The sequence below is a fragment of the Pseudomonas sp. Pc102 genome, from assembly GCF_018408275.1.
Lineage (GTDB): Bacteria > Pseudomonadota > Gammaproteobacteria > Pseudomonadales > Pseudomonadaceae > Metapseudomonas > Metapseudomonas tohonis.
In genome coordinates, this window is record NZ_AP021905.1 from 5,397,674 (window position 1) to 5,418,611 (window position 20,938).

A 20,938-nucleotide genomic window follows, 5' to 3' on the forward strand; every position below is an offset into this window, starting at 1 on the left:
TCGGGTTCAGGGCCTATCCAGCGGCGCTGATACCACGCCATCAGCAGCCGCTATGTAGGCTGCGGCCAAGGCTTCCTTGGCGGACTTGCGCAAGAGCTTGATGGCGCGCTCGCGGCGCAGGGCATCGCCCTTGCCGGCGCAGGCCTCGATGTAGACCAGCGCCTGGGCCGGGCTGGAATGGAAGAAACGCGCGCCCTTGCCGCTCTGGTGCTGGGCGAAACGGCGCTGCGGGTCGTCGCTGATGCCGCAGTAGAGCGCGCCGTTGGCGGCACGCACCAGGTAGACGAACCAGGGACGCGGTGGAGCCTCGCTCATGCCCAGGCCACCGTGCGCATGCGCTGGCAGTAATCGACCAGGCGCGGGTACTCGCGGGCCAGGCGGTTGAGCGGGGTTTCCAGGGTGCACTGCACCAGGTTGGCCAGCAGCCCGTAGGCCGAGGCATCGGCGCTGCAGGGGCGCGCACCGCCGAAGAAGGTGTCGTCGCCGAGCAGGTCGGTGAGGCCTTGCAGGTCCTCGCGGGCGAACACCAGCAGTTCTTCCCGATCATGCCGGCCGAGGCCCTGGGCCAACAGGTCGCGGCGGACCTTGCGACGCACCAGCGGCGGCACCAGGCGCCCGGCCAGCGGGCCGAGGTTGCCGAAGAAGGCCTGGCGGGTCTGCGCCCAGCCCTCCTCCTCCAGCCAGCGGAAATACACCAGCAGCCAGTAGAGGTGTTCGTCGCAGAGGCGGGTGACGGCCAGGGCGCGACCACGGCCGGCGTCGTCGAGGTGCTCGTCCAGCTGCAGGTGCAGGCGTTCGGTGAGCACCCGCTGGATGATCGCGGTATCGGCGATCAGCTCGCCGTCGAAGTCGATGTAGGGCAGCTTGCCCTTGGGGCCGCGCCGGGGGTCCATCAGGGTCTGCGCCTGGTACTGCACCCGTGCCAGGCGCAGGAAGGTCTCCAGCTTGAGGCAGAAGGGGCTGGCATTGGGCACGTCGAACCCGGCGGGGAACTGGAACAGCCTGATCATGATGGGCACCGGCGAGAGAGTCGCCGGCGAGCTTAGGCAATATTGCGCGGCGCAGCCACCAGCCAATGGCCGGCAGCGGGTTCAGCGTTGCGCACGAAATGCCGCCAGGCCTCGGGCCGCCTGCTGTCGGATGGCGTTCTGCACCGGCGGCAGCCAGCCCAGCAGCAGGCCCTTGGCGCCCAGCGCCTGGCGGGCCCAGCGCCACAGGTCGAAGCTGTCGCGGTGCTCGACGATCAGGCCGTCCTCGAAGCGGAAGCACGCCTCGATGCGGTTGACCACGGTGCGCCCGGTCTGGCTGAAGAGGTAGGTGGCGACCCAACGCGCGCGGCCCTCGTGGTCATCGGCCTCGACGCCATCGAACGTCAGCGAGAAGGCCTGGGCGCGGCTGGCCAGCATGCGCCACATGTCGGCGGCCTCGCTGCCGCGCAGGTCGGTGAACACCGGGTCGGCGAAGCGTACGTCGGCGGCGTAGCAGGCGGCCATGGTCTCGGCGTCCAGGACCTGGAAGGCGCGGTAGAAGCGTTCGATGAGGGCGGCGTTGGGATGGCTCATGGCGAGGCTCGTGGCGATTGGGGTGAGGAGAGTATCGACGGCTTTCCGCCGGGCGGCGATTGGCTGCATCGCCAACTTTGTGGCAATAATCGCCACCCTTTACGGAGGCCCACCCGATGATCCGCATCGCCTTGCTGGTCTGCCCACAGACGGTCTGCTCCAGCCTGGCCATGGCCGACGACGCCTTCCGCCTGGCCAACACCCTGGCCGGTGAGGCGCTGTTCGAGGTGCTGCGGGTCAGCCGCGATGGCCAGCCGGTGGACCTGGGCATGGCCAGCATCCGCGTCGACGGCGACCTGGCCCTGGCCGCCGGGGCCCGCCTGGTGATGCTGCCCGCCACCGGCAGCGCGGTGGAGTGCAGCATCGCCGGCAACACGGAGCTCCTGGCCTGGCTGGCGCAGCGCCCGGCCACCCAGCAGGTGGCCAGCCTGTGCAGCAGCGCCTTCCTGCTCGGCGCCGCCGGCCTGCTCGACGGCCGTCGTGCCACCACCCATTGGGCGCTGGCCGGCGCCTTCCGCCAGCGCTTCCCGCAGGTGCGCCTGCAACCCGATGAGTTGCTCACCGAGGACGGCAACCTGTTCTGCTCCGGTGGTGCCCAGGCCGGGCTCGACCTGTGCCTGCACCTGATTGCCTGGCACGGCGGCGACTGGCTGGCGCAGCGGGTGGCCGGTACGCTGGTGTTCGACCGCGAGCGTGGCCGCCAGTCACGCTTCACCCCGCTGCTGCCGGACGTGCCGGGAGACGCGCAGCTCGGCCCGCTGCTGGCCTGGCTGCAACGCCACCACGCCGAGCCCATCGACCTCAATGGCCTGGCCGAACGCGCGCACTGCTCCACCCGCACCCTGCTGCGGCGCTTTCGCACCGCCACCGGCCTGACGCCGAACGACTACGTGCAGCGCCTGCGCATCGCCGCCGCCCAGTCCGCCCTGCGCAACCCCTCGCGCTCCCTGGAGCAGGTGGCGCAACAGGTGGGCTACGCCGACCGCGCCACCTTCGCCAAGCTGTTCAAGCAGCTGTGCGGGGAGACGCCGGGGGCGTTCCGCCGGCGCTTGCGCGAGCAGCCGTAGCCTCACGCGTTCGCACACCTGGGCGACTGAAGTCGCTCCTACAGGTCATGCAGCAACGTCCGGGCCGTAGGAGCGAGCTCTGCTCGCGAAGCTTTATATGCCTGGTACGTTGCCTCGCTCCTCGGTACGGCAGCCTGCGATCAGTGCAATACCGTAGCCCGTGCTTCAGCGCGGGAACGGCGTGGCCGGCATTCCCGGACTGAAGTCCGGGCAAGGGGCTCGATTTCTCGCATCGATGCACGCACGGCTTTTCGTAGGATGTGTCGGGCGGCGTTCCGCGAGCGGAGCGAAACCCATGCTGTGAATGCGTCAGGAGTCCATCAATGCCCGGAAAGCACCGCGCTTGCACTTCTGAGTGGAATCCACAACGGCCAATGCAGACATCGCCATTGAAATCACCCCGTCGGACATGAAAAAGGGGCCCGAAGGCCCCTTTCGTCATGCGCTGGCGATCAGTGCAGGATCTGCCCGAGGAACAGCTTGGTGCGCTCGTTCTGCGGGTTGTCGAAGAACGCGTTGGGTTCGTTCTGCTCGACGATCTCGCCCTTGTCCATGAAGATCACCCGGTCCGCCACGGTGCGGGCGAAGCCCATCTCATGGGTCACGCAGAGCATGGTCATGCCGTCCTGGGCGAGGCCGACCATGGTGTCGAGCACTTCCTTCACCATCTCGGGGTCGAGGGCGGAGGTGGGTTCGTCGAACAGCATGATCTTCGGCTTCATGCACAAGGCACGGGCGATGGCCACGCGCTGCTGCTGGCCGCCGGAGAGCTGGCCAGGGAACTTGTTGGCCTGCTCGGGGATGCGCACTCGCTCCAGGTAGTGCATGGCGATTTCCTCGGCCTTGCGCTTGGGCAGCTTGCGCACCCACATGGGCGCCAGGGTGCAGTTCTGCAGCACGGTGAGGTGCGGGAACAGGTTGAAGTGCTGGAACACCATGCCCACTTCGCGGCGGATCGCCTCGATCTGCTTGAGGTCGTTGGTCAGCTCGGTGCCGTCGACGATGATCCGCCCCTGCTGGTGTTCTTCCAGCCGGTTGATGCAGCGGATGGTGGTCGACTTGCCGGAGCCGGACGGGCCGCAGAGGACGATGCGCTCGCCCTGCTTGACGTTCAGGTTGATGTCCTTGAGCACGTGGAACTGCCCGTACCACTTGTTCACGCCCTGCAGCTGGATGATCGGCGCAGCGGCGTCTTTCTGGATGGCTTCACTCATTCGAATCTCTCTCCTAACGCTTGTGCCCGGTGTTCAGCTTCTGTTCGAGGCGCATGGAATAGCGCGACATGCTGAAGCAGAAGATCCAGTAGACCAGGGCGGCGAATACGTAGCCTTCGGTGGACATGCCCAGCCATTTCGGGTCGGTGGTCGCCTGCTTGATGCTGTTGAGCAGGTCGAACAGGCCGATGATGATCACAAGGCTGGTGTCCTTGAACAGGGCGATGAAGGTGTTGACGATGCCGGGGATGACCATCTTCAGGGCCTGCGGCAGGATCACCAGCGCGGTGCTGCGCCAGTAGCCCAGGCCGAGGCCGGCGGCGGCTTCGTACTGGCCCTTGGGGATGGCCTGCAGGCCACCACGGACCACTTCGGCGATATAGGCCGCCTCGAAGAAGATCACCATCACCAGGGCGCGCAGCAGCTTGTCGAGGTTCATGCCCTCGGGCAGGAACAGCGGCAGCATCACCGAGGACATGAACAGCACGGTGATCAGCGGCACGCCGCGCCAGAACTCGATGAAGGTCACGCAGATGACCTTGATCGCCGGCAGCTTCGAACGCCGGCCGAGCGCCAGCAGGATGCCCAGCGGCAACGCACCGGCGATGCCCACGTAGGCGATCACCAGGGTCAGCATCAGGCCGCCCCAGCGGCTGGTCGACACTTCCTGCAGCCCCAGCCCGCCATGCAGCAGCCAGAAGGCCAGCAGCGGGTAGAGGATCAGGAAGCCGATGCCGTAGAAGGCCTTGTGCGGGGTGCGCTTGAGGAACAGCGGCGCCACGCCGATGATCGCCAGCCACACGGTGACATCCACGCGCCAGCGCAGCTCGCTGGGGTAGAAGCCGTACATGAACTGGCCGAAGCGCTGCTGCACGAAGACCCAGCAGGCGCCCTCGCCGGTGCAGTCGGCACGGGTGGTGCCGGTCCAGGTGGCGTGGATGAAGGCCCAGTTGAGGATGGGCGGGATGATCAGCCACAGCAGGTACAGCGACAGTGCGGTGAGCACCACGTGCAGCGGGCTGGCGAACAGGTTGTGACGCAGCCAGGCGACCGGGCCCACCACTGTGCTGGGTGGCGGCTGGTCGGGCTTGAAGGTATGCGATGTCATGTCAGTGCCCTCACCGCTCGATCAGCGCGATGCGCTTGTTGTACCAGTTCATCAGCAGGGAAATGCTGATGCTGATGGCCAGGTAGACGCTCATGGTGATCGCCATGACCTCGATGGCCTGGCCGGTCTGGTTGAGCGTGGTACCGGCGAACAGCGAGACCATGTCCGGGTAGCCGATGCCGGCGGCCAGGGACGAGTTCTTCGCCAGGTTCAGGTACTGGCTGGTGAGCGGCGGGATGATCACCCGCAGGGCCTGCGGCACGATGACCAGGCGCAGCGTCTGCCCGGGGCGGATGCCCAGGGAGTGCGCCGCCTCGGTCTGGCCGTGGCTGACCGACTGGATGCCGGCGCGCACCGTCTCGCCGATGAAGGCGGCGGTGTAGATCGACAGCGCCAGCATCAGGGCGATCAGCTCGGGGATGACCACCCAGCCACCCCGGAAGTTGAAGCCGGTCAGTTGCGGCACTTCCCAGTGGAAGGGGCTGCCCAGCACCAGGGCCGAGAGGCCGGGCACCAGCATCAGGATGGCGATGGAGCTCAGCAGCACGGGGAAGCGCTGACCGGTCTCGTGGCGACGCGCACGGGCCCAGCGCCACAGCACGACGATGGCCACCACCGACAGCGCGACGGCGATCAGGAAGGGCCAGAAGCCCTCGGCCATGTTCGGCGACGGCATGTACAGGCCGCGGTTGTTGATGAAGAAGGTGTCGCCGAAGTTCATGCTCTGCCGCGGGCCCGGCATGGGCAGCATCACGGCGAAGTACCAGAAGAAGATCTGCAGCAGCGGCGGGATGTTGCGGAAGGTCTCGATGTAGACCGTCGCCAGCTTGCGGATCAGCCAGTTGGGCGACAGCCGCGCGACACCGAGGATGAAGCCGAGGATGGTCGCCAGGATGATGCCGACCACGGTCACCAGCAGCGTGTTGAGCAGGCCGATGAAGAAGACGCGACCGTAGGTGTCGCTTTCCTTGTAGTCGATCAGGTGCTGGGAGATGCCGAAGCCGGCGCTCTGGTCGAGGAAGCCGAAGCCGGAGATGATCCCGCGCTTCTCGAGGTTGACCTGGGTGTTGTGGAAGAGGAACCAGCCGAACGCCACGACGGCGACTACGGCGATGATCTGGAATAGCCACGCGCGCGTCTGCGGGTCGGTCAGGACCGATCCACGGACACGCGGGGCTTGGGAAGTTTTCTGCATGACAGCCCTCGTCGGTTGGAACTGGACGCTACCGCCCGCATCCGCGGGCGGCAGCGTGGTGGGTCAGCGCACCGGCGGTGCGTACTGCAGACCACCCTTGTTCCACAGGGCGTTGAGACCGCGTTCGATCTTCAGCTCGCTGCCGGCACCGACGTTGCGATCGAAGATCTCGGCATAGTTGCCGACCTGCTTGACGATCTGCACGGCCCAGTCTTTGGGCAGCTTCAGATCCTTGCCGAAGTCACCCTCGGCACCCAGCAGGCGAGCCACGTCCGGGTTCTTGGTGGACTTGGCGGTTTCCACGACGTTCTTCGAGTCGACGCCGAGCTCTTCAGCGTTCAACTGGGCGAACAGGCTCCAGCGCACGATGTCGAACCACTCCTCGTCACCCTGGCGAACGGCTGGGCCGAGGGGTTCCTTGGAGATGACTTCCGGCAGCACCACGTACTCGTCCGGCGCGGCCAGCTTGATGCGCTGGGCGTAGAGCTGCGACTGGTCGGAGGTCAGCACGTCGCAACGGCCCGATTCCAGCGACTTCGCGCTCTCGTCGGAGGTGTCATAGGTGATGGGGGTGTACTTCAGGCCGTTGGCGCGGAAGTAGTCGGCCAGGTTCAGCTCGGTGGTGGTGCCGGCCTGGATGCAGACGGTGGCGCCATCGAGTTCCTTGGCGCTGGAGACGCCGAGCTTCTTGTTCACCAAAAAGCCCTGGCCGTCGTAGTAGGTCACGCCGGTGAAGTTCAGGCCCATCGCCGCGTCGCGGGAGCTGGTCCAGGTGGTGTTGCGGGAGAGGATGTCCACTTCGCCGGACTGCAGCGCGGTGAAACGCTCCTTGGCGGTGAGCGGGCTGAACTTGACCTTGCTCGCATCACCGAACACGGCCGCCGCTACGGCGCGGCAGATGTCGACGTCGATACCTTTGTATTCGCCCTTGGAGTCGGCGTAGGAAAAGCCCGGGAGGCCGTCACTGATGCCGCACTGCACGTAGCCTTTCTTCTTGACCGCATCCAGGGTGGCGCCCGCCTGAGCGAAGCCGCTGACACCGAGAACAGCTGCCGCAGTCAGCACAGCCAGGGTGGATTTCACCATCTTCATCAAAACCTCCAGTTGCTTTTTTTTGTGTTGGAGTCTCGGTCCTACCGCCGTACCCTCGTGAGGCAGGTTCAACCGCGCGAAACGACGGTCAACCGGGGAATCGGACCTAAGGAGGAAGTCTAGTTGGCGCTGCTCCGCGCGCCACCGGCCTCCCTCCTCGCCCATTGGTCGAATGGGCTGGAGACGGATTTTCGACCACCGTCACGTCGGGAACGTGCCACCGGTCGTTTGCAAGGCGCCGACCTGGATCGACGCCCAACCCGTTGAACGCCCCGCGAAGTGTTACCGCTGCGCAGGCCGCTTATTAAGTCTGCAGCTGTTTAGCAATCCCCGTACCAGCACAGTGCCTGTATGACGGTTCCGACAGGTCAATAGGGAAAGTTTTGTTGGTGCGACATATTTTTCACAGATAGACCACATCACCGCCCGGCGCCAGCACCGTTTTGGTGCGAACGCCCCGAATTGGAGCCACACATGAGTAATCCGTTGATTCTGGAGCCCACACAAGCAGCCGATGCGTGCGTCATCTGGTTGCACGGCCTGGGGGCGGACCGCTATGACTTCCTGCCGGTGGCCGAGGCGCTGCAGGAACTGCTGGCCACCACCCGCTTCATCATGCCCCAGGCCCCCACCCGCGCCGTGACCATCAATGGCGGCTACGCCATGCCCTCCTGGTACGACATCCTCGCCATGAGCCCCGCACGGGCCATCGACCAGGCGCAGCTGGAGCAATCGGCACAGAGCGTGATCGCGCTGATCGAGGCCCAGCGCGACGCCGGCATCGACCCGGCGCGCATCGTCCTCGCCGGCTTCTCCCAGGGCGGCGCCGTGGTGCTGCACACCGGCCTGCTGCGCTGGGAAGGCCCCCTCGGCGGGGTGCTGGCGCTTTCCACCTACGCACCGACCTTCGGCGACACCCTGGCGCTGTCGGATACAAAACTACAACTGCCGGTTTTCAGCCTGCATGGCACCTTCGACGACGTGGTGCCGCTGGCCATGGGCCGCGCCGCACACGACAAGCTCGCCGCCGCCGGCGTTCCGGTGCAGTGGCAGGACTACCCGATGGGCCACGAAGTGCTGCCGGAGGAAATCCGCGATATCGGCGCCTGGCTGAGCGCACGACTGGCCCGTTGACCCGTCAACCCACAACAAGAATTGGCCATGACCCAGACTCCCGTACCGCCCATCACCTCCCTGCGCGACATAGAGCTGATCGAGCAGGTCTCGCTGCAGCAACGCGGCATGCCGGACAGCACCTATGAACTGATCCGCCAGAGCGCCCGGCGCGCCCCGGACGCCATCGCCATGACCTTCCTCATGCAGGGCACGGCCGATGAGGCGCCCTGGCAGCTGAGCTACGGCGAGCTGCTGGCGCAGGTCACGCGCACCGCGAACGCCTTCCACCGCCTGGGCGTGCGGCCCGGCAAGGCGGTGTCGTTCCTGCTGCCCAACCTGCCGCACACCCACTTCACCCTGTGGGGCGGCGAGGCGGCGGGCATCGTCAACGCCATCAACCCGCTGCTCGACCCCGAGCACATCGCCGAACTGGTGCGCGCCGCCGATTCCGAGGTGCTGGTGACCCTGGCGCCCTTCCCCGGCACCGACCTGTGGGACAAGGTCGCCGGCCTGCGCGACGAGCTGCCGGGCCTCAAGGCCATCGTCACGGTCGATCTGGCCAACTACCTGCCCGAGCCCCAGCGCAGCGGCCTCAAGGCCCAGCGCGGCGCCCTGCCGGAAGGGGTGCTGGACTTCGACGAGCTGATCGCCGGCTGCCCCGCCGACCACCTGGAAAGCGGCCGGGTCATCTCCCCCGACGACATCGCCTCCTATTTCCACACCGGCGGCACCACCGGCACGCCGAAACTCGCGCCGCACAGCCACCGCAACGAGGTGGCGATGGCGATGATCCTCGCCTACACCATCAACCTCGGCCCGGACGACGTGACCCTCTGCGGCCTGCCGCTGTTCCACGTCAACGGCGTGATGGTCACCGGCCTCGCCCCCTTCTTCAGTGGCGCGCAGGTCCTGCTGGCCACGCCCCAGGGCTACCGCAACACCGCGCTGATCCAGAACTTCTGGACGATCATCGAGCGCTACCGGGTGAGCTTCTTCAGCGGCGTGCCCACCATCTATGCCGGGCTCTTGCAGGTGCCCAGCGAGGGCCACGACCTCTCCAGCCTGCGCTACGCCCTGTGCGGCGCGGCACCGATGCCGGTGGAGCTGATCCGCCAGTTCGAAGCCAAGACCGGCCTCACCCTGATCGAGGGCTACGGCCTCACCGAGGGCACCTGCGGCAGCTGCGGCAACCCCAGCGCGGGCGAACGCCGGCCAGGCTCCATCGGCCTGCGCATGCCCTACTGCGAAGTGGCGATCAAGGTGCTCGACGAACAGGGCGCCTTCCTCCGCGATGCGCGGGCCAACGAGATCGGCAACGTCTGCCTGCGCGGCATCACCGTGTTCAAGGGCTACCTGCAGGCTGGCAAGAACGCCGGCATCTGGGTGGATGGCGACTGGTTCAACACCGGCGACCTGGGCCGCATGGACGCCGACGGCTACATCTGGCTCACCGGCCGCAGCAAGGACCTGATCATCCGTGGCGGCCACAACATCGACCCGCAGATGATCGAGGAAGCCCTCCACGGCCACCCCGCCGTGGCCATGGCCGCCGCCGTCGGCAAGCCCGACGAGAAAGCCGGCGAGCTGCCGGTGGTCTACGTCCAGCTCAAGCCCGGCCAGCAGGCCAGCGAGGCCGAGCTGCTGGCCCACGCCGCCGACCACGTGCCGGAGCGCGCGGCGGTGCCCAAGGACGTGTGGATCATCGACGCGCTGCCGGTCACGGCGGTGGGCAAGACCTTCAAGCCGACCCTGCGCCACGACGCCATCCGCCGGGTCTTCGAGCAGGTGCTGGCGCCGCTGGCACCCGGCCTCAGCGTCGAGGTGCGTGCCGACGACCGCCACGGCCAGCTCGCCCATATCCGCGTGCCCGACCTGCATGACCAGCGCCGCTCCGCCCTGGAGCAACGGCTGGCCGGTTTCGCCGTGCGCTACGAGCTGCACCAGGAGTCCTGAAGCCTCACGCCCCCGGCGCGCAGCCGGGGGCAAAATCCCCCGCGAGGCCCGTCCCAGGGCCTCTGCCGGTCCGCCCGAGCGAGACCACATCCGCATAAATGCACATTGTCCGACACGATTGCCCGGGAATGTGACGCTGCTACTGTTTCCAAACCACTGGTCGGCCTACCTTGCGCCAAGCATTGAAAGCCGTTGGGGGCGGGCATAAGGTCGATGACGGTTTTCAACGCAAAGACATGGAGTGTTTTGCGATGCCAGCTCACCAAGTTGCTACCCCAGGTCAGATGTAGCCCATGAAGAATGCGCACTGGCAGGCCGATCCACAGCTGCTCGGACGTCAGCGACTGTTCCAGAACGTCGCCGCCAACAACCTGCAGCAGATCCTGCAGGAGTTCGCCGCCTGCGACCTGGAAAAGGGCGAAGTCCTGCTCTCCCCCTTCAACCGCAACCAGTACCTGTACCTGCTGCTCGACGGCCAGCTGCAGGTCTACCTGGGTTCGCTCGACAACCAGCCGATGTCCACCCTGGAAGCCGGTGATTGCGCGGGCGAGATCAGCTTCATCGACAACGACCACCCTTCCGCCTACGTGGTCGCCACGCGCCCCAGCACCGTCCTGCGCCTGCACCGCGAGGCGCTGTCCAAGCTGTTCCAGCAGTCGCCGCAGATGATGCAGAACCTCCTGGAGCTGCTCTGCGAGCGCGTGCGCACCGGCAACCGGATCATTCTCGACACCGAGCAGAACGCCAACGTCGACACCCTCACCGGCCTCTACAACCGGCGCTGGCTGGAACACATCTACGAGCGCGAGAGCACCCGCTGTGCCTTCAATGGCCATCCCATGTGCCTGCTTATGCTCGATGTCGACCATTTCAAGGCCTACAACGACCGCCACGGCCACCTGGCCGGCGACTACGCCCTGTGCCTGGTGGCCCACACCCTGCGCAACCAGCTGCGGCCCAAGGACAGCATGGCTCGCTTCGGCGGCGAGGAATTCGTCATCCTGCTGCCCGAGATCGCCGTGGAGGAGGCCCGCAACATCGGCGAAAGGCTGCGCATGAGCCTGGAGCAAGTGCCCTCCTTCTATTCACCGGTGGGGATCCTGCCCGGCGTCACGGTTTCCATCGGCCTGACCCAGATGCAGCCCAAGGACGACCTGCAGGACCTCATCGCCCGCGCCGACGCCGCCCTCTATAAGGCCAAGTTGCAGGGACGTAACTGCCTTAACGGCTAAGCCCTGCTGCAGCGCGGCGAGGGCCTTGCTAGAGTTCCGGGCCACTACAACAACGAAGCCCGGAAGCTCCCTCAATGCGCAAACTCCTGATCCTGCTGGTACTGATCGTGATCGGCCTGGCGGTGTTCTTCACCTTGCCCAGCGTGCTCGACCGGCGGATGAACAGCGTCGAGTCCCCCGCTCCCTACCCGGCCAGCGAGGCCGCCAACAAACTGCACGAGAAACTGTTCATCGCCGACCTGCACGACGATGCCCTGCTCTGGCAGCGCGACCTGCTGGAACGCCACGACTTCGGCCACAGCGACCTGCCGCGCCTGCTCGAAGGCAAGGTCGCGCTGCAGGTGTTCTCCACCGTCACCAAGACCCCGCGCGGCATCAACTACGACAGGAACGACGCCGACAGCGACAACATCACCGTGCTCGCCATGGCCCAGCGCTGGCCGCCACGCACCTGGAGCAGCCTGCTGGAACGCGCGCTGTACCAGGGCGAGAAGCTCGCCGCGGCGGCCAGAGGCAGCGACGGCAAGCTGGTGCAGGTGCGCACCCGCGCCGACCTCGAGACCTTCATCGCCGCCTGGAAGAAGGACCCGAACCGCGTCGCCGCGATCCTCGCCACCGAAGGCCTGCACCCGCTGGAAGGCAAGATCGAGAACGTCGACCGCCTGTATGACGCGGGCTTCCGCATCACCGGGCTGACCCACTTCTTCGACAACGAGATCGGTGGCTCCGCGCACGGCATGGAGAAAGGCGGCCTGACCCGCTTCGGTCGCCGCGTGGTGGCCCACCTGGAAGAGAAGAAGATGATCATCGACCTGGCCCACGCCTCGCGCGCGCTGATCGACGACGTGTTGGAGATGGCCGAGCGCCCGGTACTGGTTTCCCACGGCGGTGTCGAAGGCACCTGCCCCGGCCCGCGCAACCTCAGCGACGACCACGTCAGGCGCATCGCCGCCACCGGCGGGGTGATCGGCATCGGCTACTGGGAAACCGCCGTCTGCGACACCTCGGTCAAGGCCATCGTCAAAGCCATCCGCTACACCAGCGACCTCGCGGGCGTCGACCATGTTGCCCTGGGCTCGGACTTCGACGGCACCATCCATGCGCCCTTCGACACCACCGGCCTGCCCCAGCTGACCCAGGGCCTGCAGGAAGCCGGCTACAGCGAGAGCGATATCGCCAAGATCATGGGCGGCAACGTCCAGCGCCTGCTCCTGGCGAGCCTGCCCACCGAGTGACGTCCCACGCGCCGCCCCCAGGGGCGGCGCCTCCCTGTAGCCCCGAAAGGCCCGGAACAGAGCGGCTGCCCACGACAATCCGCCAGGGCACTTCGCCGCGATGACATCTTGCTTTACACTGGCGCCCGTTCATTCCTTAACCAATCGACGAGATGACCGTGCTCAAAGCACTCAAAAAAATCTTTGGCAAGGGCGAAGAGCCCGTCTCCGGCGTCGCCCCGACCGCCCCGGCCACCCAGGCCCCGACTCGCACCGAGAGCGAGAAACGCCCCGCCCAGCCCAAGAAGGCGCCGCGCGCCCCGGCTGAAAAACCCTCCACCCCCGCCGCTGCCGAGCCGGCCCCCCGCGCCGAGAAGAAGCCCCGCAGCGACAAGCCCCGGACAGACAAGCCGCGCCGCGAGCGCCCGGCCAAACCGGTGGACACCTGGAAGCTGGAAGACTTCGTGGTGGAGCCGATGGAAGGCAAGACCCGCTTCCACGACTTCAAGCTGGCACCGACCCTGATGCACGCCATCCACGACCTGGGCTTCCCCTACTGCACGCCGATCCAGGCGGGCGTACTGGGCTTCACCCTCAAGGGCCAGGACGCCATCGGCCGCGCCCAGACCGGCACCGGCAAGACCGCCGCCTTCCTGATCTCGATCATCACCCAGCTGCTGCAGACCCCGCCGCCGAAAGAGCGCTACATGGGCGAGCCCCGCGCGCTGATCATCGCGCCGACCCGCGAGCTGGTGGTGCAGATCGCCAAGGACGCCCAGGCCCTGACCAAGTACACCGGCCTGAACGTCATGAGCTTCGTCGGCGGCATGGACTTCGACAAGCAGCTCAAGCAGCTGGAGTCGCGCTTCTGCGACATCCTCGTGGCCACCCCCGGCCGCCTGCTGGACTTCAACCAGCGCGGCGACGTGCACCTGGACATGGTCGAGGTGATGGTGCTGGACGAAGCCGACCGCATGCTCGACATGGGCTTCATCCCGCAGGTCCGCCAGATCATCCGCCAGACCCCGCCCAAGGGTGAGCGCCAGACCCTGCTGTTCTCGGCCACCTTCACCGATGACGTGATGAACCTCGCCAAGCAGTGGACCGTTGAACCGGCCATCGTCGAGATCGAGCCGGAGAACGTCGCCAGCGACACCGTCGAGCAGCACGTCTACGCCGTCGCCGGCAGCGACAAGTACAAGCTGCTCTACAACCTGGTCGCCCAGAACAACTGGGAACGGGTGATGGTCTTCGCCAACCGCAAGGACGAGGTGCGCCGCATCGAGGAACGCCTGACCAAGGACGGCATCAGCGCCGCCCAGATGTCCGGCGACGTGCCCCAGCACAAGCGCATCAAGACCCTGGAAGGCTTCCGCGAAGGCAAGATCCGCGTACTGGTCGCCACCGACGTCGCCGGCCGCGGCATCCACGTCGACGCCATCAGCCACGTGATCAACTTCACCCTGCCGGAAGACCCGGACGACTACGTGCACCGCATCGGCCGTACCGGCCGTGCCGGCACCAGCGGCACCTCCATCAGCTTCGCCGGCGAGGACGATGCCTTCGCCCTGCCGCCGATCGAGGAACTGCTGGGTCGCAAGATCAACTGCGAAACCCCGCCCGCCGAGCTGCTCAAGCCGGTGCCGCGCAAGCACTGATCGCAACGGTCGCGCACAGAAAAGGCGAAGCCCCCGGGCTTCGCCTTTTTCATTTCCGCCCCACACATCAGCAGGCACAGGCCGAGCGGGGCGTAGGGTGGGCGCAGGGTGGGCCGGGCGGCGCTCCGCTTCAGCCCACCGCCTCTCCTTTCCCCCAAGACAACCTTCCCCCTCGCAGAAAGAATTTCACCCAGGCGCCATTTCCTTGCGCCCTGTCGCCCGCCCCTTGCCGATCAAGACAATAAATTCCAATATGGACAAATTGTTTATATCGGAGCCCCACCATGTCCAGCGTCCTTCCCCTGGTCGTCCCTTCTGCCGAAGCCGAACGCCTGCTGCAACGCATCGACGTGCAGGACGCCCTGCGCCGCATGTTCCTAGACCTCGCCGCCGGTGACGCGGTGCAACCGGCGCAGCAACTGGTGGAGTTCCCCGGTGGCGGCGACTTCATCAACTACCTCGGCGTGCTGGCCCGCGAGCAGGTCTACGGGGTCAAGACCTCGCCCTACCTGCCGCGCCCCGATGGCGCCGTGGTCACCGCCTGGACCCTGCTGATGTCCATGGCCAGCGGCCAGCCGCTGATGCTCTGCGACGCCGCCGCCCTGACCACCGAACGCACCGCCGCCACCACCGCCGTGGCGGTCGATGCCCTGGCCCCGGCCGGCGTCACGCAGCTGGCTGTGATCGGCAGCGGCGCAGTAGCCCGCGCGCACATCCGTCATTGCCTGGCCCTGCGCCCCTGGCAGCAGGTGCGCGTGTACTCACCACGCCTCCAGCCCGACAGCGAGCGTGCCGAAGGCCTGCGTGCCCTCGACCCGCGCGTGGAAGTCTGCGCCACCCAGGACGCCGCCCTGGCCGACGCCGAGGTGATCCTGCTGTGCACCTCGTCCGCCGCCCCGGTGCTGGACCCACGCCAGCTCGGCCGCGCCACGCTGGTCACCTCCATCAGCACCAACGCCCCGCGCGCCCATGAAGTGCCGCCCCAGGCCCTGGCGGAAATGGACGTCTATTGCGACTACCGCGCCACCACGCCCGGCAGCGCCGGCGAGATGCGCATCGCCGCCGAACAGCACGGCTGGAACCTCGACGCACTGCGCGGCGACCTGCCCGAACTGCTCGCCGACCGCGCACCGCGCCCCGACTACAGGCGTCCGGTATTCTTCCGCTCCATCGGCCTCGGCCTCGAAGACGTCGCCCTGGCCAACGCGCTCTATCACCTCAAGTGCGAGGAATCGGCATGAACCAGGTGGACTTCATCATCATCGGTGCGGGCATCGCCGGCGCCTCCACCGGCTACTGGCTGTCCCGCCAGGGCAAGGTCGCCGTGCTGGAGCGCGAGGAGCACCCCGGCTACCACTCCACCGGCCGCTCCGCCGCGCTCTACACCGTCGCCTACGGTACGCCCCAGGTGCGCGCCCTGACCGGCGCCAGCCGGGCCTTCTTCGACAACCCGCCGCAAGGCTTCAGCGAGCACCCCATCCTCACGCCCCGGGGCGAGATGGTGGTGGACTTCAGCGACGACCCGGATGAATTGCGCCGCCAGTTCGACAGCGCCCGCGAAAGCGTTCCCGAGGTGCAACTGCTGGACGCCGACCAGGCCTGCGCCCTGGTGCCCGTGCTGCGCCGGGAAAAGGTCTTCGGCGCCATGCTCGACCCCAGCGCCGCCGACATCGACACCGACGCCCTGCACCAGGGTTACCTGCGTGGCATCCGCCGCAACGGCGGCAGCGTGCACACCGGCCATGAAGTGCGGGCCATCAGCCGCGAGGCGGACCTGTGGCGCGTCACCACCAGCCAGGGCGAGTTCACCGCGCCCGTGCTGGTCAACGCCGCCGGGGCCTGGTGCGACGGCCTCGCCACCCTCGCCGGCGTGCGCCCGCTGGGCCTGCAACCGAAACGCCGCGCAGCCTTCATCTTCGCCGCGCCGGAAGGCCTCGACAGCCATGCCTGGCCGGCGCTGGTGAGCCTGGACGAATCCTTCTACTTCAAGCCCGACGCCGGCATGCTGCTGGGCTCGCCGGCCAACGCCGACCCGGTGGACGCCCACGACGTGCAGCCCGAGGAGCTGGACATCGCCCTGGGCATCTACCAGATCGAGGAGCACACCCACATGAGCATCCGCCGCCCCGCCCGGACCTGGGCCGGGCTGCGCTCGTTCTTCGCCGACGGCGACCTGGTGGCCGGCTACGACGACCAGGCGCCGGGCTTCTTCTGGGTCGCAGGCCAGGGCGGCTACGGCATCCAGACCTCGGCCGCCATGGGCGAGGCCAGTGCCAGCCTGATCCTGCGCCAGCCGCTGCCGGAACACCTGGGCCGCTTCGGCCTGAGTGCGGCGATGCTCTCCCCGGCCCGCCTCAGGTGACGCCTGGCGCGCTTTGCGCCACACTCGCCCGGCCGCGCCAAGGGGGCGCGGCCAAGCCTTTGCGGAGCCTTCCATGACGCCTCGTCCCGATCCGGCATTCGACAACTTCCGGGCCATAGCCGACGGCATCGCCACCCTGTTCTTCCCCCACGCCGAGGTGGTGGTGCATGACCTGCGCACGCAGAAGGTCGCCTACATCGCCAACAACATCTCCAAGCGCAGCATCGGCGACGACGCAGCCCTGGAAGACATGCTCGAGGATGGCGGCGAGGAGCGGAACATCGGCCCCTACGAGAAGCTCAACTGGGACGGGCAGAAGATCCGCTCCGTCAGCACCGTGCTGCAGGACGCCAGGGGCAAGCCGCTGGCAGTGCTGTGCATCAACCTCAACATCTCGCTGTTCGAGAGCGCCAAGGCGGCCCTGGACCTGTTCCTCGCCCCGGGCAAGCTGATCCCCCAGCCCGACGCGCTGTTCCGCGACGACTGGCAGGAACGCATCAACACCTTCCTGCACAACTGGATGCGCCAGCGCCAGCTCGGCCTCAACCTGCTCAGCCGCGAGCACAAGCGCGAGCTGGTCCTGGCCCTGCACGCCGAGGGTGCCTTCAAGGGCAAGAGCGCGGCCAACTATGTCGCCAACGTCCTCAACATGGGTCGCGCCACCGTCTACAAGCACCTGCGCGAACTGAAGGAAGAACCCGAAAACGAGATGTAGGGGGGGCGAATTCATTCGCCCAGCGGTGCCGCGCACCGCCCACTCCAGGCGATCTCGAAACTGCCGGGTTGCACCCGACCTACGGCCCACACCCTGTGGGAGCGAATTCATTCGCGCTCGGGCCCACCGGCAAGCATTGGGCGCCCCCAATGCAGGGTCCCGGTGGGGGGGTCAAATCCGCGGCAGAAGCCAGGGCGGCACATCGCACCGCCCCGTTCCACCTCAATCCCCGTAGATGTCGAAGTCGAAGTACTTGGCCTGGATCTTCTGGTAGGTGCCATTGGCGCGCAGGGCGGTGATGGCCGCATCCAGCTTGTCGCGCAGCTCGGCATCGCCCTTGCGCACGGCGATGCCGGCGCCCTCGCCGAAGTAGTGCGGGTCCTTCAGCGCCGGGCCGACGAACTCGTAGTCCTTGCCGTTATCCGTCTTGAGGAAGCCCTCGTTGAGCGGGAAGGCGTCGGCCAGCACGGCATCCAGGCGCCCGGAGAGCAGGTCCAGGTAGATCTCGTTCTGGGTGCTGTAGCGCACCACCTTCACGCCCTTGGGCTCGAGCACCTCGGTGGCGAAACGGTCGGTGGTGGTGGAACGCTGGGTGCCGACGGTCTTGCCCACCAGCTGGGCGAAGTCATCGCTCACCGCACTGCCCTTCTTCATCGCCAGGCGCGCGGGGCTGTAATAGTACTTGTGGGTGAAATCCACCGACTTGCGACGCTCGTCGGTGATGGTCATGGACGACAGGATGGCATCCACCTTCTTCACCTTCAGCGAGGGGATCAGGCCATCGAACTCCTGTTCGATCCACTGGCACTTGACCTTCATCTCCTCGCACAGCGCATTGCCGATGTCGTAGTCGAACCCCTCGATCTGCCCTGCCGGGGTCTTGTAGGCGAACGGCGGATAGGCGGCCTCGATCCCCAGGCGCAGGGGCTTGTCGGCGGCGAACAGGCTGGATGCCACGAGGCTCAAGGCGATACCGCCGAGCAGTACGATTTTCTTCATGGTGCGACTCCCGCGATGCATAGCTGGGCCCGCCAGGACGGTGGGCCGGTTCGTGTGGGCGTTGATGGAGGGCAGAGAAGCGCAGCCGGAAGGACTCCAGCCGCCGAGTGGACCGCGATCGAGAAAGGTAGCGTGCATGGCGCAGCCCTGTTTTGTACTTATTTGTCCACTCTGGACTTATCCGTACAAATCGTCAATCGCCGTCCAGCTCATTTCCACGCCCCGAAGGCCGCGCCGATCCAACGCAAATGACCCGCGTCAGCACGCGGGAGCGCAGCGGCAACTAGTCTGGAATCAGGCCCCGGACGCAATGGAGAACGGCATGGACAACGTGCACATCATGATCGGCCTGCTCGTCGCAGGCTTCCTCATGCTCGGCATCGGCTTCAGCAACCGCGAGAGGGAATGGGGGGTCTGGTTGACAGGCCTGGGCACGGCCTCGATGTTCGCGCCCATCCTGTTGAAGATGTATATCGAGCTGGGCTGAGCCTTTCGGGCTACGACCAACGAACCCATGTAGTAACATCTCTACATTTCTTCGGAGGACGATTCCCATGCCTACCACCCTCTCCAGCCGCGAGTTCAACCAGGACACCAGCGGCGCCAAGAAGGCAGCCCTGTCCGGCCCGGTATTCATAACGGATCGCGGCAGGCCCTCCCACGTACTGATGAGCATCGAGGACTACCAGGCCCTCGCCGGTCACCAGGCGAGCATCGTCGAGTTGCTGGCCATGCCCGCCGACGCCGAGGTGGAGTTCGACCCGCCCCGCGCCCAGATCAATCACAAACCGGCGGACCTCGACTGATGTTCCTGCTCGATACCAATGTCGTCTCCGAGCTGCGCAAGGCCCGCCAGGGCCGTGCCGATCCCGGCGTGATCACCTGGTCCGGTTCGGTGAACGCCAAGACGCTCTACCTTTCGGCCATCAGCCTGATGGAACTGGAAACCGGTGTGCTGGGCATCGAGCGCAAGGATGCCGCCCAGGGTACGCTGCTGCGTACCTGGCTGAACCAGCAGGTGCTGCCCGGTTTCGCCGGCCGGGTACTCGCGGTGGACGCCACCGTCGCGCTGGCCTGTGCGCGCCTGCATGTGCCGGACCGGAAAAGCGAGCGGGATGCGCTGATCGCCGCCACCGCCCTGGTCCATGGACTGACGGTGGTGACGCGCAACCTTGCGGACTTCGAAGGCACGGGCGTGCCGTTGATCAATCCCTGGAGCCAGGGCTGATGTAACTCAGCCTTCCCAGCGCCTCGCCGCCACCTGGTCGCTGCAGCGCCCTTCGACCCAGCGCGGGCCTTCGGCGGTGTCTTCCTTCTTCCAGAAGGGGCGCGGGTCTTGAGGTAGTCCATGATGAAGTTACAGGCGTCGAACGCCGCCTGGCGGTGGGCGCTGGCGGTGCCGACGAAGACGATCGGCTCGCCCGGTTCCAGGCGTCCGATGCGGTGGAGGATGTCGACCCTGAGCAGCGGCCAGCGCTGCCGCGCCTCCGTGGCGATCTTCTCCAGGGCCTTCTCGGTCATGCCCGGGTAGTGTTCGAGGAACATCCCGGAAACATCCTGGCCCTCGTTGAAGTCGCGCACATAGCCGACGAAGCCGACCACCGCGCCGACGCCGACGTTGGCCGCATGCAGGGCGTTCAGCTCGGTGCCGGGGTCGAAGGCCGCGGCCTGTACGCGAATGCCCATGCTCAGCCCCCGGTCACGGTGGGGAAGAAGGCGACCTCGTCGCCATCGGCCAGCGCCTCGTCGAGGCTGCACAGCTCCTGGTTGCGGGCGCACATCAGGTTCTGCTCGTCGAGCACCTCCCACACGCCGCCACGGCCCAGAAGGCGGCGGCGCAGGTCATCCAGCTTCGCGAACGCCGGGTCCCAGGCGAGCTGCTCGCCATCGAGGCCGAGCGCTTCACGGTAACGGGCGAAATACTGCACGCGAATCATCTTCACTCCCCGGCCTGGTAATGGCCGCTCTTGCCGCCGAGCTTTTCCAGCAGGCGGACGCTTTCGATGGTCATGCCGCGATCCACCGCCTTGCACATGTCGTAGAGGGTCAGGGCGGCGACGCTGGCGGCGGTCAGCGCTTCCATTTCCACCCCGGTCTGCCCGGCCAGCTTGCAGCGGGCGACGATGCGCACCGCGTCGTCGCCCTCGGCGCTGAGTTCGACCTTGACGCTGGTGAGCATCAGCGGGTGGCACAGGGGGATCAGGTCCGAGGTCTTCTTCGCCGCCTGGATGCCGGCGATGCGCGCCACGGCGAACACGTCGCCCTTGGGGTGGCCGCCGGACTGGATCAAGGCGAGGGTTTCGGGGCGCATGCGCACCCGCGCTTCGGCCGTCGCCTCACGGGCGGTCACCGCTTTTTCGGTGACGTCGACCATGCTGGCGCGGCCTTGGGAATCGAGATGGGTCAACACGGCTTGGCTCCTCTGGCGGGCACCACGAAAGGGCCCGCAGG

General features: G+C 66.8%; 22 protein-coding genes and 1 pseudogene. 12 read left to right on the forward strand and 11 right to left on the reverse strand.

What is annotated here, in order from left to right:
- Window positions 1-6: 6 nt before the first annotated feature.
- The 3 genes from PHLH3_RS24665 to PHLH3_RS24675 all read right to left on the reverse strand — a co-directional run bounded on the left by PHLH3_RS24665 (window position 7) and on the right by PHLH3_RS24675 (window position 1,562).
- Window positions 7-315, reverse strand: a complete 309-nt coding sequence (locus PHLH3_RS24665; protein ID WP_213626145.1) for a GIY-YIG nuclease family protein — start codon at window positions 313-315, stop codon at window positions 7-9.
- The gene (locus PHLH3_RS24670) at window positions 312-1,010 is read right to left on the reverse strand and encodes a glutathione S-transferase family protein (protein WP_213626146.1); all 699 of its coding nucleotides are present in this window, start codon (window positions 1,008-1,010) and stop codon (window positions 312-314) included. The genes PHLH3_RS24665 and PHLH3_RS24670 overlap by 4 nt, the downstream gene beginning before the upstream one ends.
- Before the next feature lie 81 nt (window positions 1,011-1,091).
- Window positions 1,092-1,562 carry a nuclear transport factor 2 family protein gene (locus tag PHLH3_RS24675; protein WP_213626147.1) on the reverse strand — a complete coding sequence of 157 codons (471 nt, stop codon included), beginning with the start codon at window positions 1,560-1,562 and terminating at the stop codon, window positions 1,092-1,094.
- A 116-nt stretch (window positions 1,563-1,678) separates the two neighbouring features.
- Between PHLH3_RS24675 and PHLH3_RS24680 the strand changes: the two genes are divergently transcribed.
- Complete coding sequence (locus PHLH3_RS24680; RefSeq protein ID WP_213626148.1) at window positions 1,679-2,629, forward strand: helix-turn-helix domain-containing protein; 951 nt, start codon at window positions 1,679-1,681, stop codon at window positions 2,627-2,629.
- 452 nt (window positions 2,630-3,081) lie between these two features.
- Here the strand turns inward: PHLH3_RS24680 and PHLH3_RS24685 are convergent, their stop codons facing one another.
- The 4 genes from PHLH3_RS24685 to PHLH3_RS24700 all read right to left on the reverse strand — a co-directional run bounded on the left by PHLH3_RS24685 (window position 3,082) and on the right by PHLH3_RS24700 (window position 7,238).
- Window positions 3,082-3,843 carry an amino acid ABC transporter ATP-binding protein gene (locus PHLH3_RS24685; protein ID WP_111263764.1) on the reverse strand — a complete coding sequence of 254 codons (762 nt, stop codon included), beginning with the start codon at window positions 3,841-3,843 and terminating at the stop codon, window positions 3,082-3,084.
- Window positions 3,844-3,856: 13 nt separating this feature from the next.
- Entirely contained in the window at window positions 3,857-4,951 is a 1,095-nt protein-coding gene (locus PHLH3_RS24690; protein ID WP_173172815.1) for an amino acid ABC transporter permease, read from the reverse strand.
- Between the two features lie 10 nt (window positions 4,952-4,961).
- Complete coding sequence (locus PHLH3_RS24695) at window positions 4,962-6,146, reverse strand: amino acid ABC transporter permease (RefSeq protein ID WP_213626149.1); 1,185 nt, start codon at window positions 6,144-6,146, stop codon at window positions 4,962-4,964.
- Between the two features lie 63 nt (window positions 6,147-6,209).
- Window positions 6,210-7,238: an amino acid ABC transporter substrate-binding protein gene (locus tag PHLH3_RS24700; protein WP_111263767.1), complete on the reverse strand. Its 1,029-nt coding sequence runs from the start codon at window positions 7,236-7,238 to the stop codon at window positions 6,210-6,212.
- A gap of 474 nt (window positions 7,239-7,712) precedes the next feature.
- Here PHLH3_RS24700 and PHLH3_RS24705 point away from each other — a divergent pair, with 474 nt between their 5' ends.
- The 8 genes from PHLH3_RS24705 to PHLH3_RS24740 all read left to right on the forward strand — a co-directional run bounded on the left by PHLH3_RS24705 (window position 7,713) and on the right by PHLH3_RS24740 (window position 17,488).
- Window positions 7,713-8,372, forward strand: coding sequence for an alpha/beta hydrolase (locus PHLH3_RS24705; RefSeq protein ID WP_213626150.1), 660 nt, complete (start codon window positions 7,713-7,715; stop codon window positions 8,370-8,372).
- A 27-nt stretch (window positions 8,373-8,399) separates the two neighbouring features.
- On the forward strand, window positions 8,400-10,307 hold the full coding sequence (locus PHLH3_RS24710; RefSeq protein ID WP_213626151.1) for an acyl-CoA synthetase: 1,908 nt from the start codon (window positions 8,400-8,402) through the stop codon (window positions 10,305-10,307).
- A 293-nt stretch (window positions 10,308-10,600) separates the two neighbouring features.
- Window positions 10,601-11,539 carry a GGDEF domain-containing protein gene (locus PHLH3_RS24715; protein WP_111263770.1) on the forward strand — a complete coding sequence of 313 codons (939 nt, stop codon included), beginning with the start codon at window positions 10,601-10,603 and terminating at the stop codon, window positions 11,537-11,539.
- Between the two features lie 74 nt (window positions 11,540-11,613).
- The gene (locus PHLH3_RS24720) at window positions 11,614-12,774 is read left to right on the forward strand and encodes a dipeptidase (protein WP_213626152.1); all 1,161 of its coding nucleotides are present in this window, start codon (window positions 11,614-11,616) and stop codon (window positions 12,772-12,774) included.
- Between the two features lie 158 nt (window positions 12,775-12,932).
- Window positions 12,933-14,411: an ATP-dependent RNA helicase RhlB gene (gene rhlB / locus PHLH3_RS24725; protein WP_213626153.1), complete on the forward strand. Its 1,479-nt coding sequence runs from the start codon at window positions 12,933-12,935 to the stop codon at window positions 14,409-14,411.
- Window positions 14,412-14,695: 284 nt separating this feature from the next.
- The gene (locus PHLH3_RS24730; protein ID WP_213626154.1) at window positions 14,696-15,652 is read left to right on the forward strand and encodes an ornithine cyclodeaminase family protein; all 957 of its coding nucleotides are present in this window, start codon (window positions 14,696-14,698) and stop codon (window positions 15,650-15,652) included.
- On the forward strand, window positions 15,649-16,773 hold the full coding sequence (locus PHLH3_RS24735; RefSeq protein ID WP_213626155.1) for an FAD-binding oxidoreductase: 1,125 nt from the start codon (window positions 15,649-15,651) through the stop codon (window positions 16,771-16,773). The genes PHLH3_RS24730 and PHLH3_RS24735 overlap by 4 nt, the downstream gene beginning before the upstream one ends.
- Window positions 16,774-16,846: 73 nt before the next feature.
- A complete protein-coding gene (locus PHLH3_RS24740) occupies window positions 16,847-17,488 on the forward strand; it encodes a transcriptional regulator (RefSeq protein ID WP_213626156.1) in 642 nt (213 codons plus the stop codon).
- Window positions 17,489-17,710: 222 nt separating this feature from the next.
- Here PHLH3_RS24740 and PHLH3_RS24745 read toward each other — a convergent pair whose 3' ends face one another.
- A complete protein-coding gene (locus tag PHLH3_RS24745) occupies window positions 17,711-18,487 on the reverse strand; it encodes an ABC transporter substrate-binding protein (protein ID WP_213626157.1) in 777 nt (258 codons plus the stop codon).
- A 322-nt stretch (window positions 18,488-18,809) separates the two neighbouring features.
- Here PHLH3_RS24745 and PHLH3_RS24750 point away from each other — a divergent pair, with 322 nt between their 5' ends.
- From PHLH3_RS24750 to PHLH3_RS24760, 3 genes are all read left to right on the forward strand, one after another.
- Window positions 18,810-18,974 carry a hypothetical protein gene (locus tag PHLH3_RS24750; protein ID WP_173172795.1) on the forward strand — a complete coding sequence of 55 codons (165 nt, stop codon included), beginning with the start codon at window positions 18,810-18,812 and terminating at the stop codon, window positions 18,972-18,974.
- Between the two features lie 67 nt (window positions 18,975-19,041).
- The gene (locus PHLH3_RS24755; protein ID WP_213626158.1) at window positions 19,042-19,293 is read left to right on the forward strand and encodes a type II toxin-antitoxin system Phd/YefM family antitoxin; all 252 of its coding nucleotides are present in this window, start codon (window positions 19,042-19,044) and stop codon (window positions 19,291-19,293) included.
- A complete protein-coding gene (locus PHLH3_RS24760) occupies window positions 19,293-19,715 on the forward strand; it encodes a type II toxin-antitoxin system VapC family toxin (protein ID WP_213626159.1) in 423 nt (140 codons plus the stop codon). Before PHLH3_RS24755 ends, PHLH3_RS24760 begins: the two co-directional genes overlap by 1 nt.
- Window positions 19,716-19,721: 6 nt before the next feature.
- Here PHLH3_RS24760 and moaE read toward each other — a convergent pair.
- The 3 genes and pseudogenes from moaE to moaC all read right to left on the reverse strand — a co-directional run bounded on the left by moaE (window position 19,722) and on the right by moaC (window position 20,897).
- Window positions 19,722-20,173 (reverse strand): annotated as a pseudogene (gene moaE / locus PHLH3_RS24765) (molybdopterin synthase catalytic subunit MoaE).
- Between the two features lie 2 nt (window positions 20,174-20,175).
- The gene (locus PHLH3_RS24770; RefSeq protein WP_213626160.1) at window positions 20,176-20,424 is read right to left on the reverse strand and encodes a MoaD/ThiS family protein; all 249 of its coding nucleotides are present in this window, start codon (window positions 20,422-20,424) and stop codon (window positions 20,176-20,178) included.
- 2 nt (window positions 20,425-20,426) lie between these two features.
- Window positions 20,427-20,897 carry a cyclic pyranopterin monophosphate synthase MoaC gene (gene moaC / locus PHLH3_RS24775; RefSeq protein WP_213626161.1) on the reverse strand — a complete coding sequence of 157 codons (471 nt, stop codon included), beginning with the start codon at window positions 20,895-20,897 and terminating at the stop codon, window positions 20,427-20,429.
- Window positions 20,898-20,938 lie beyond the last annotated feature (41 nt).

What these genes read in the sequence shown, in the direction of transcription:
- PHLH3_RS24665 (WP_213626145.1), bottom strand. Translation starts at nt 315, where the DNA reads ATGAGCGAGGCTCCACCGCGTCCCTGGTTCGTCTACCTGGTGCGTGCC.
- PHLH3_RS24670 (WP_213626146.1), bottom strand. Translation starts at nt 1,010, where the DNA reads ATGATCAGGCTGTTCCAGTTCCCCGCCGGGTTCGACGTGCCCAATGCC.
- PHLH3_RS24675 (WP_213626147.1), bottom strand. Translation starts at nt 1,562, where the DNA reads ATGAGCCATCCCAACGCCGCCCTCATCGAACGCTTCTACCGCGCCTTC.
- PHLH3_RS24680 (WP_213626148.1), top strand. Translation starts at nt 1,679, where the DNA reads ATGATCCGCATCGCCTTGCTGGTCTGCCCACAGACGGTCTGCTCCAGC.
- PHLH3_RS24685 (WP_111263764.1), bottom strand. Translation starts at nt 3,843, where the DNA reads ATGAGTGAAGCCATCCAGAAAGACGCCGCTGCGCCGATCATCCAGCTG.
- PHLH3_RS24690 (WP_173172815.1), bottom strand. Translation starts at nt 4,951, where the DNA reads ATGACATCGCATACCTTCAAGCCCGACCAGCCGCCACCCAGCACAGTG.
- PHLH3_RS24695 (WP_213626149.1), bottom strand. Translation starts at nt 6,146, where the DNA reads ATGCAGAAAACTTCCCAAGCCCCGCGTGTCCGTGGATCGGTCCTGACC.
- PHLH3_RS24700 (WP_111263767.1), bottom strand. Translation starts at nt 7,238, where the DNA reads ATGAAGATGGTGAAATCCACCCTGGCTGTGCTGACTGCGGCAGCTGTT.
- PHLH3_RS24705 (WP_213626150.1), top strand. Translation starts at nt 7,713, where the DNA reads ATGAGTAATCCGTTGATTCTGGAGCCCACACAAGCAGCCGATGCGTGC.
- PHLH3_RS24710 (WP_213626151.1), top strand. Translation starts at nt 8,400, where the DNA reads ATGACCCAGACTCCCGTACCGCCCATCACCTCCCTGCGCGACATAGAG.
- PHLH3_RS24715 (WP_111263770.1), top strand. Translation starts at nt 10,601, where the DNA reads ATGAAGAATGCGCACTGGCAGGCCGATCCACAGCTGCTCGGACGTCAG.
- PHLH3_RS24720 (WP_213626152.1), top strand. Translation starts at nt 11,614, where the DNA reads ATGCGCAAACTCCTGATCCTGCTGGTACTGATCGTGATCGGCCTGGCG.
- PHLH3_RS24730 (WP_213626154.1), top strand. Translation starts at nt 14,696, where the DNA reads ATGTCCAGCGTCCTTCCCCTGGTCGTCCCTTCTGCCGAAGCCGAACGC.
- PHLH3_RS24735 (WP_213626155.1), top strand. Translation starts at nt 15,649, where the DNA reads ATGAACCAGGTGGACTTCATCATCATCGGTGCGGGCATCGCCGGCGCC.
- PHLH3_RS24740 (WP_213626156.1), top strand. Translation starts at nt 16,847, where the DNA reads ATGACGCCTCGTCCCGATCCGGCATTCGACAACTTCCGGGCCATAGCC.
- PHLH3_RS24745 (WP_213626157.1), bottom strand. Translation starts at nt 18,487, where the DNA reads ATGAAGAAAATCGTACTGCTCGGCGGTATCGCCTTGAGCCTCGTGGCA.
- PHLH3_RS24750 (WP_173172795.1), top strand. Translation starts at nt 18,810, where the DNA reads ATGGACAACGTGCACATCATGATCGGCCTGCTCGTCGCAGGCTTCCTC.
- PHLH3_RS24755 (WP_213626158.1), top strand. Translation starts at nt 19,042, where the DNA reads ATGCCTACCACCCTCTCCAGCCGCGAGTTCAACCAGGACACCAGCGGC.
- PHLH3_RS24760 (WP_213626159.1), top strand. Translation starts at nt 19,293, where the DNA reads ATGTTCCTGCTCGATACCAATGTCGTCTCCGAGCTGCGCAAGGCCCGC.
- PHLH3_RS24770 (WP_213626160.1), bottom strand. Translation starts at nt 20,424, where the DNA reads ATGATTCGCGTGCAGTATTTCGCCCGTTACCGTGAAGCGCTCGGCCTC.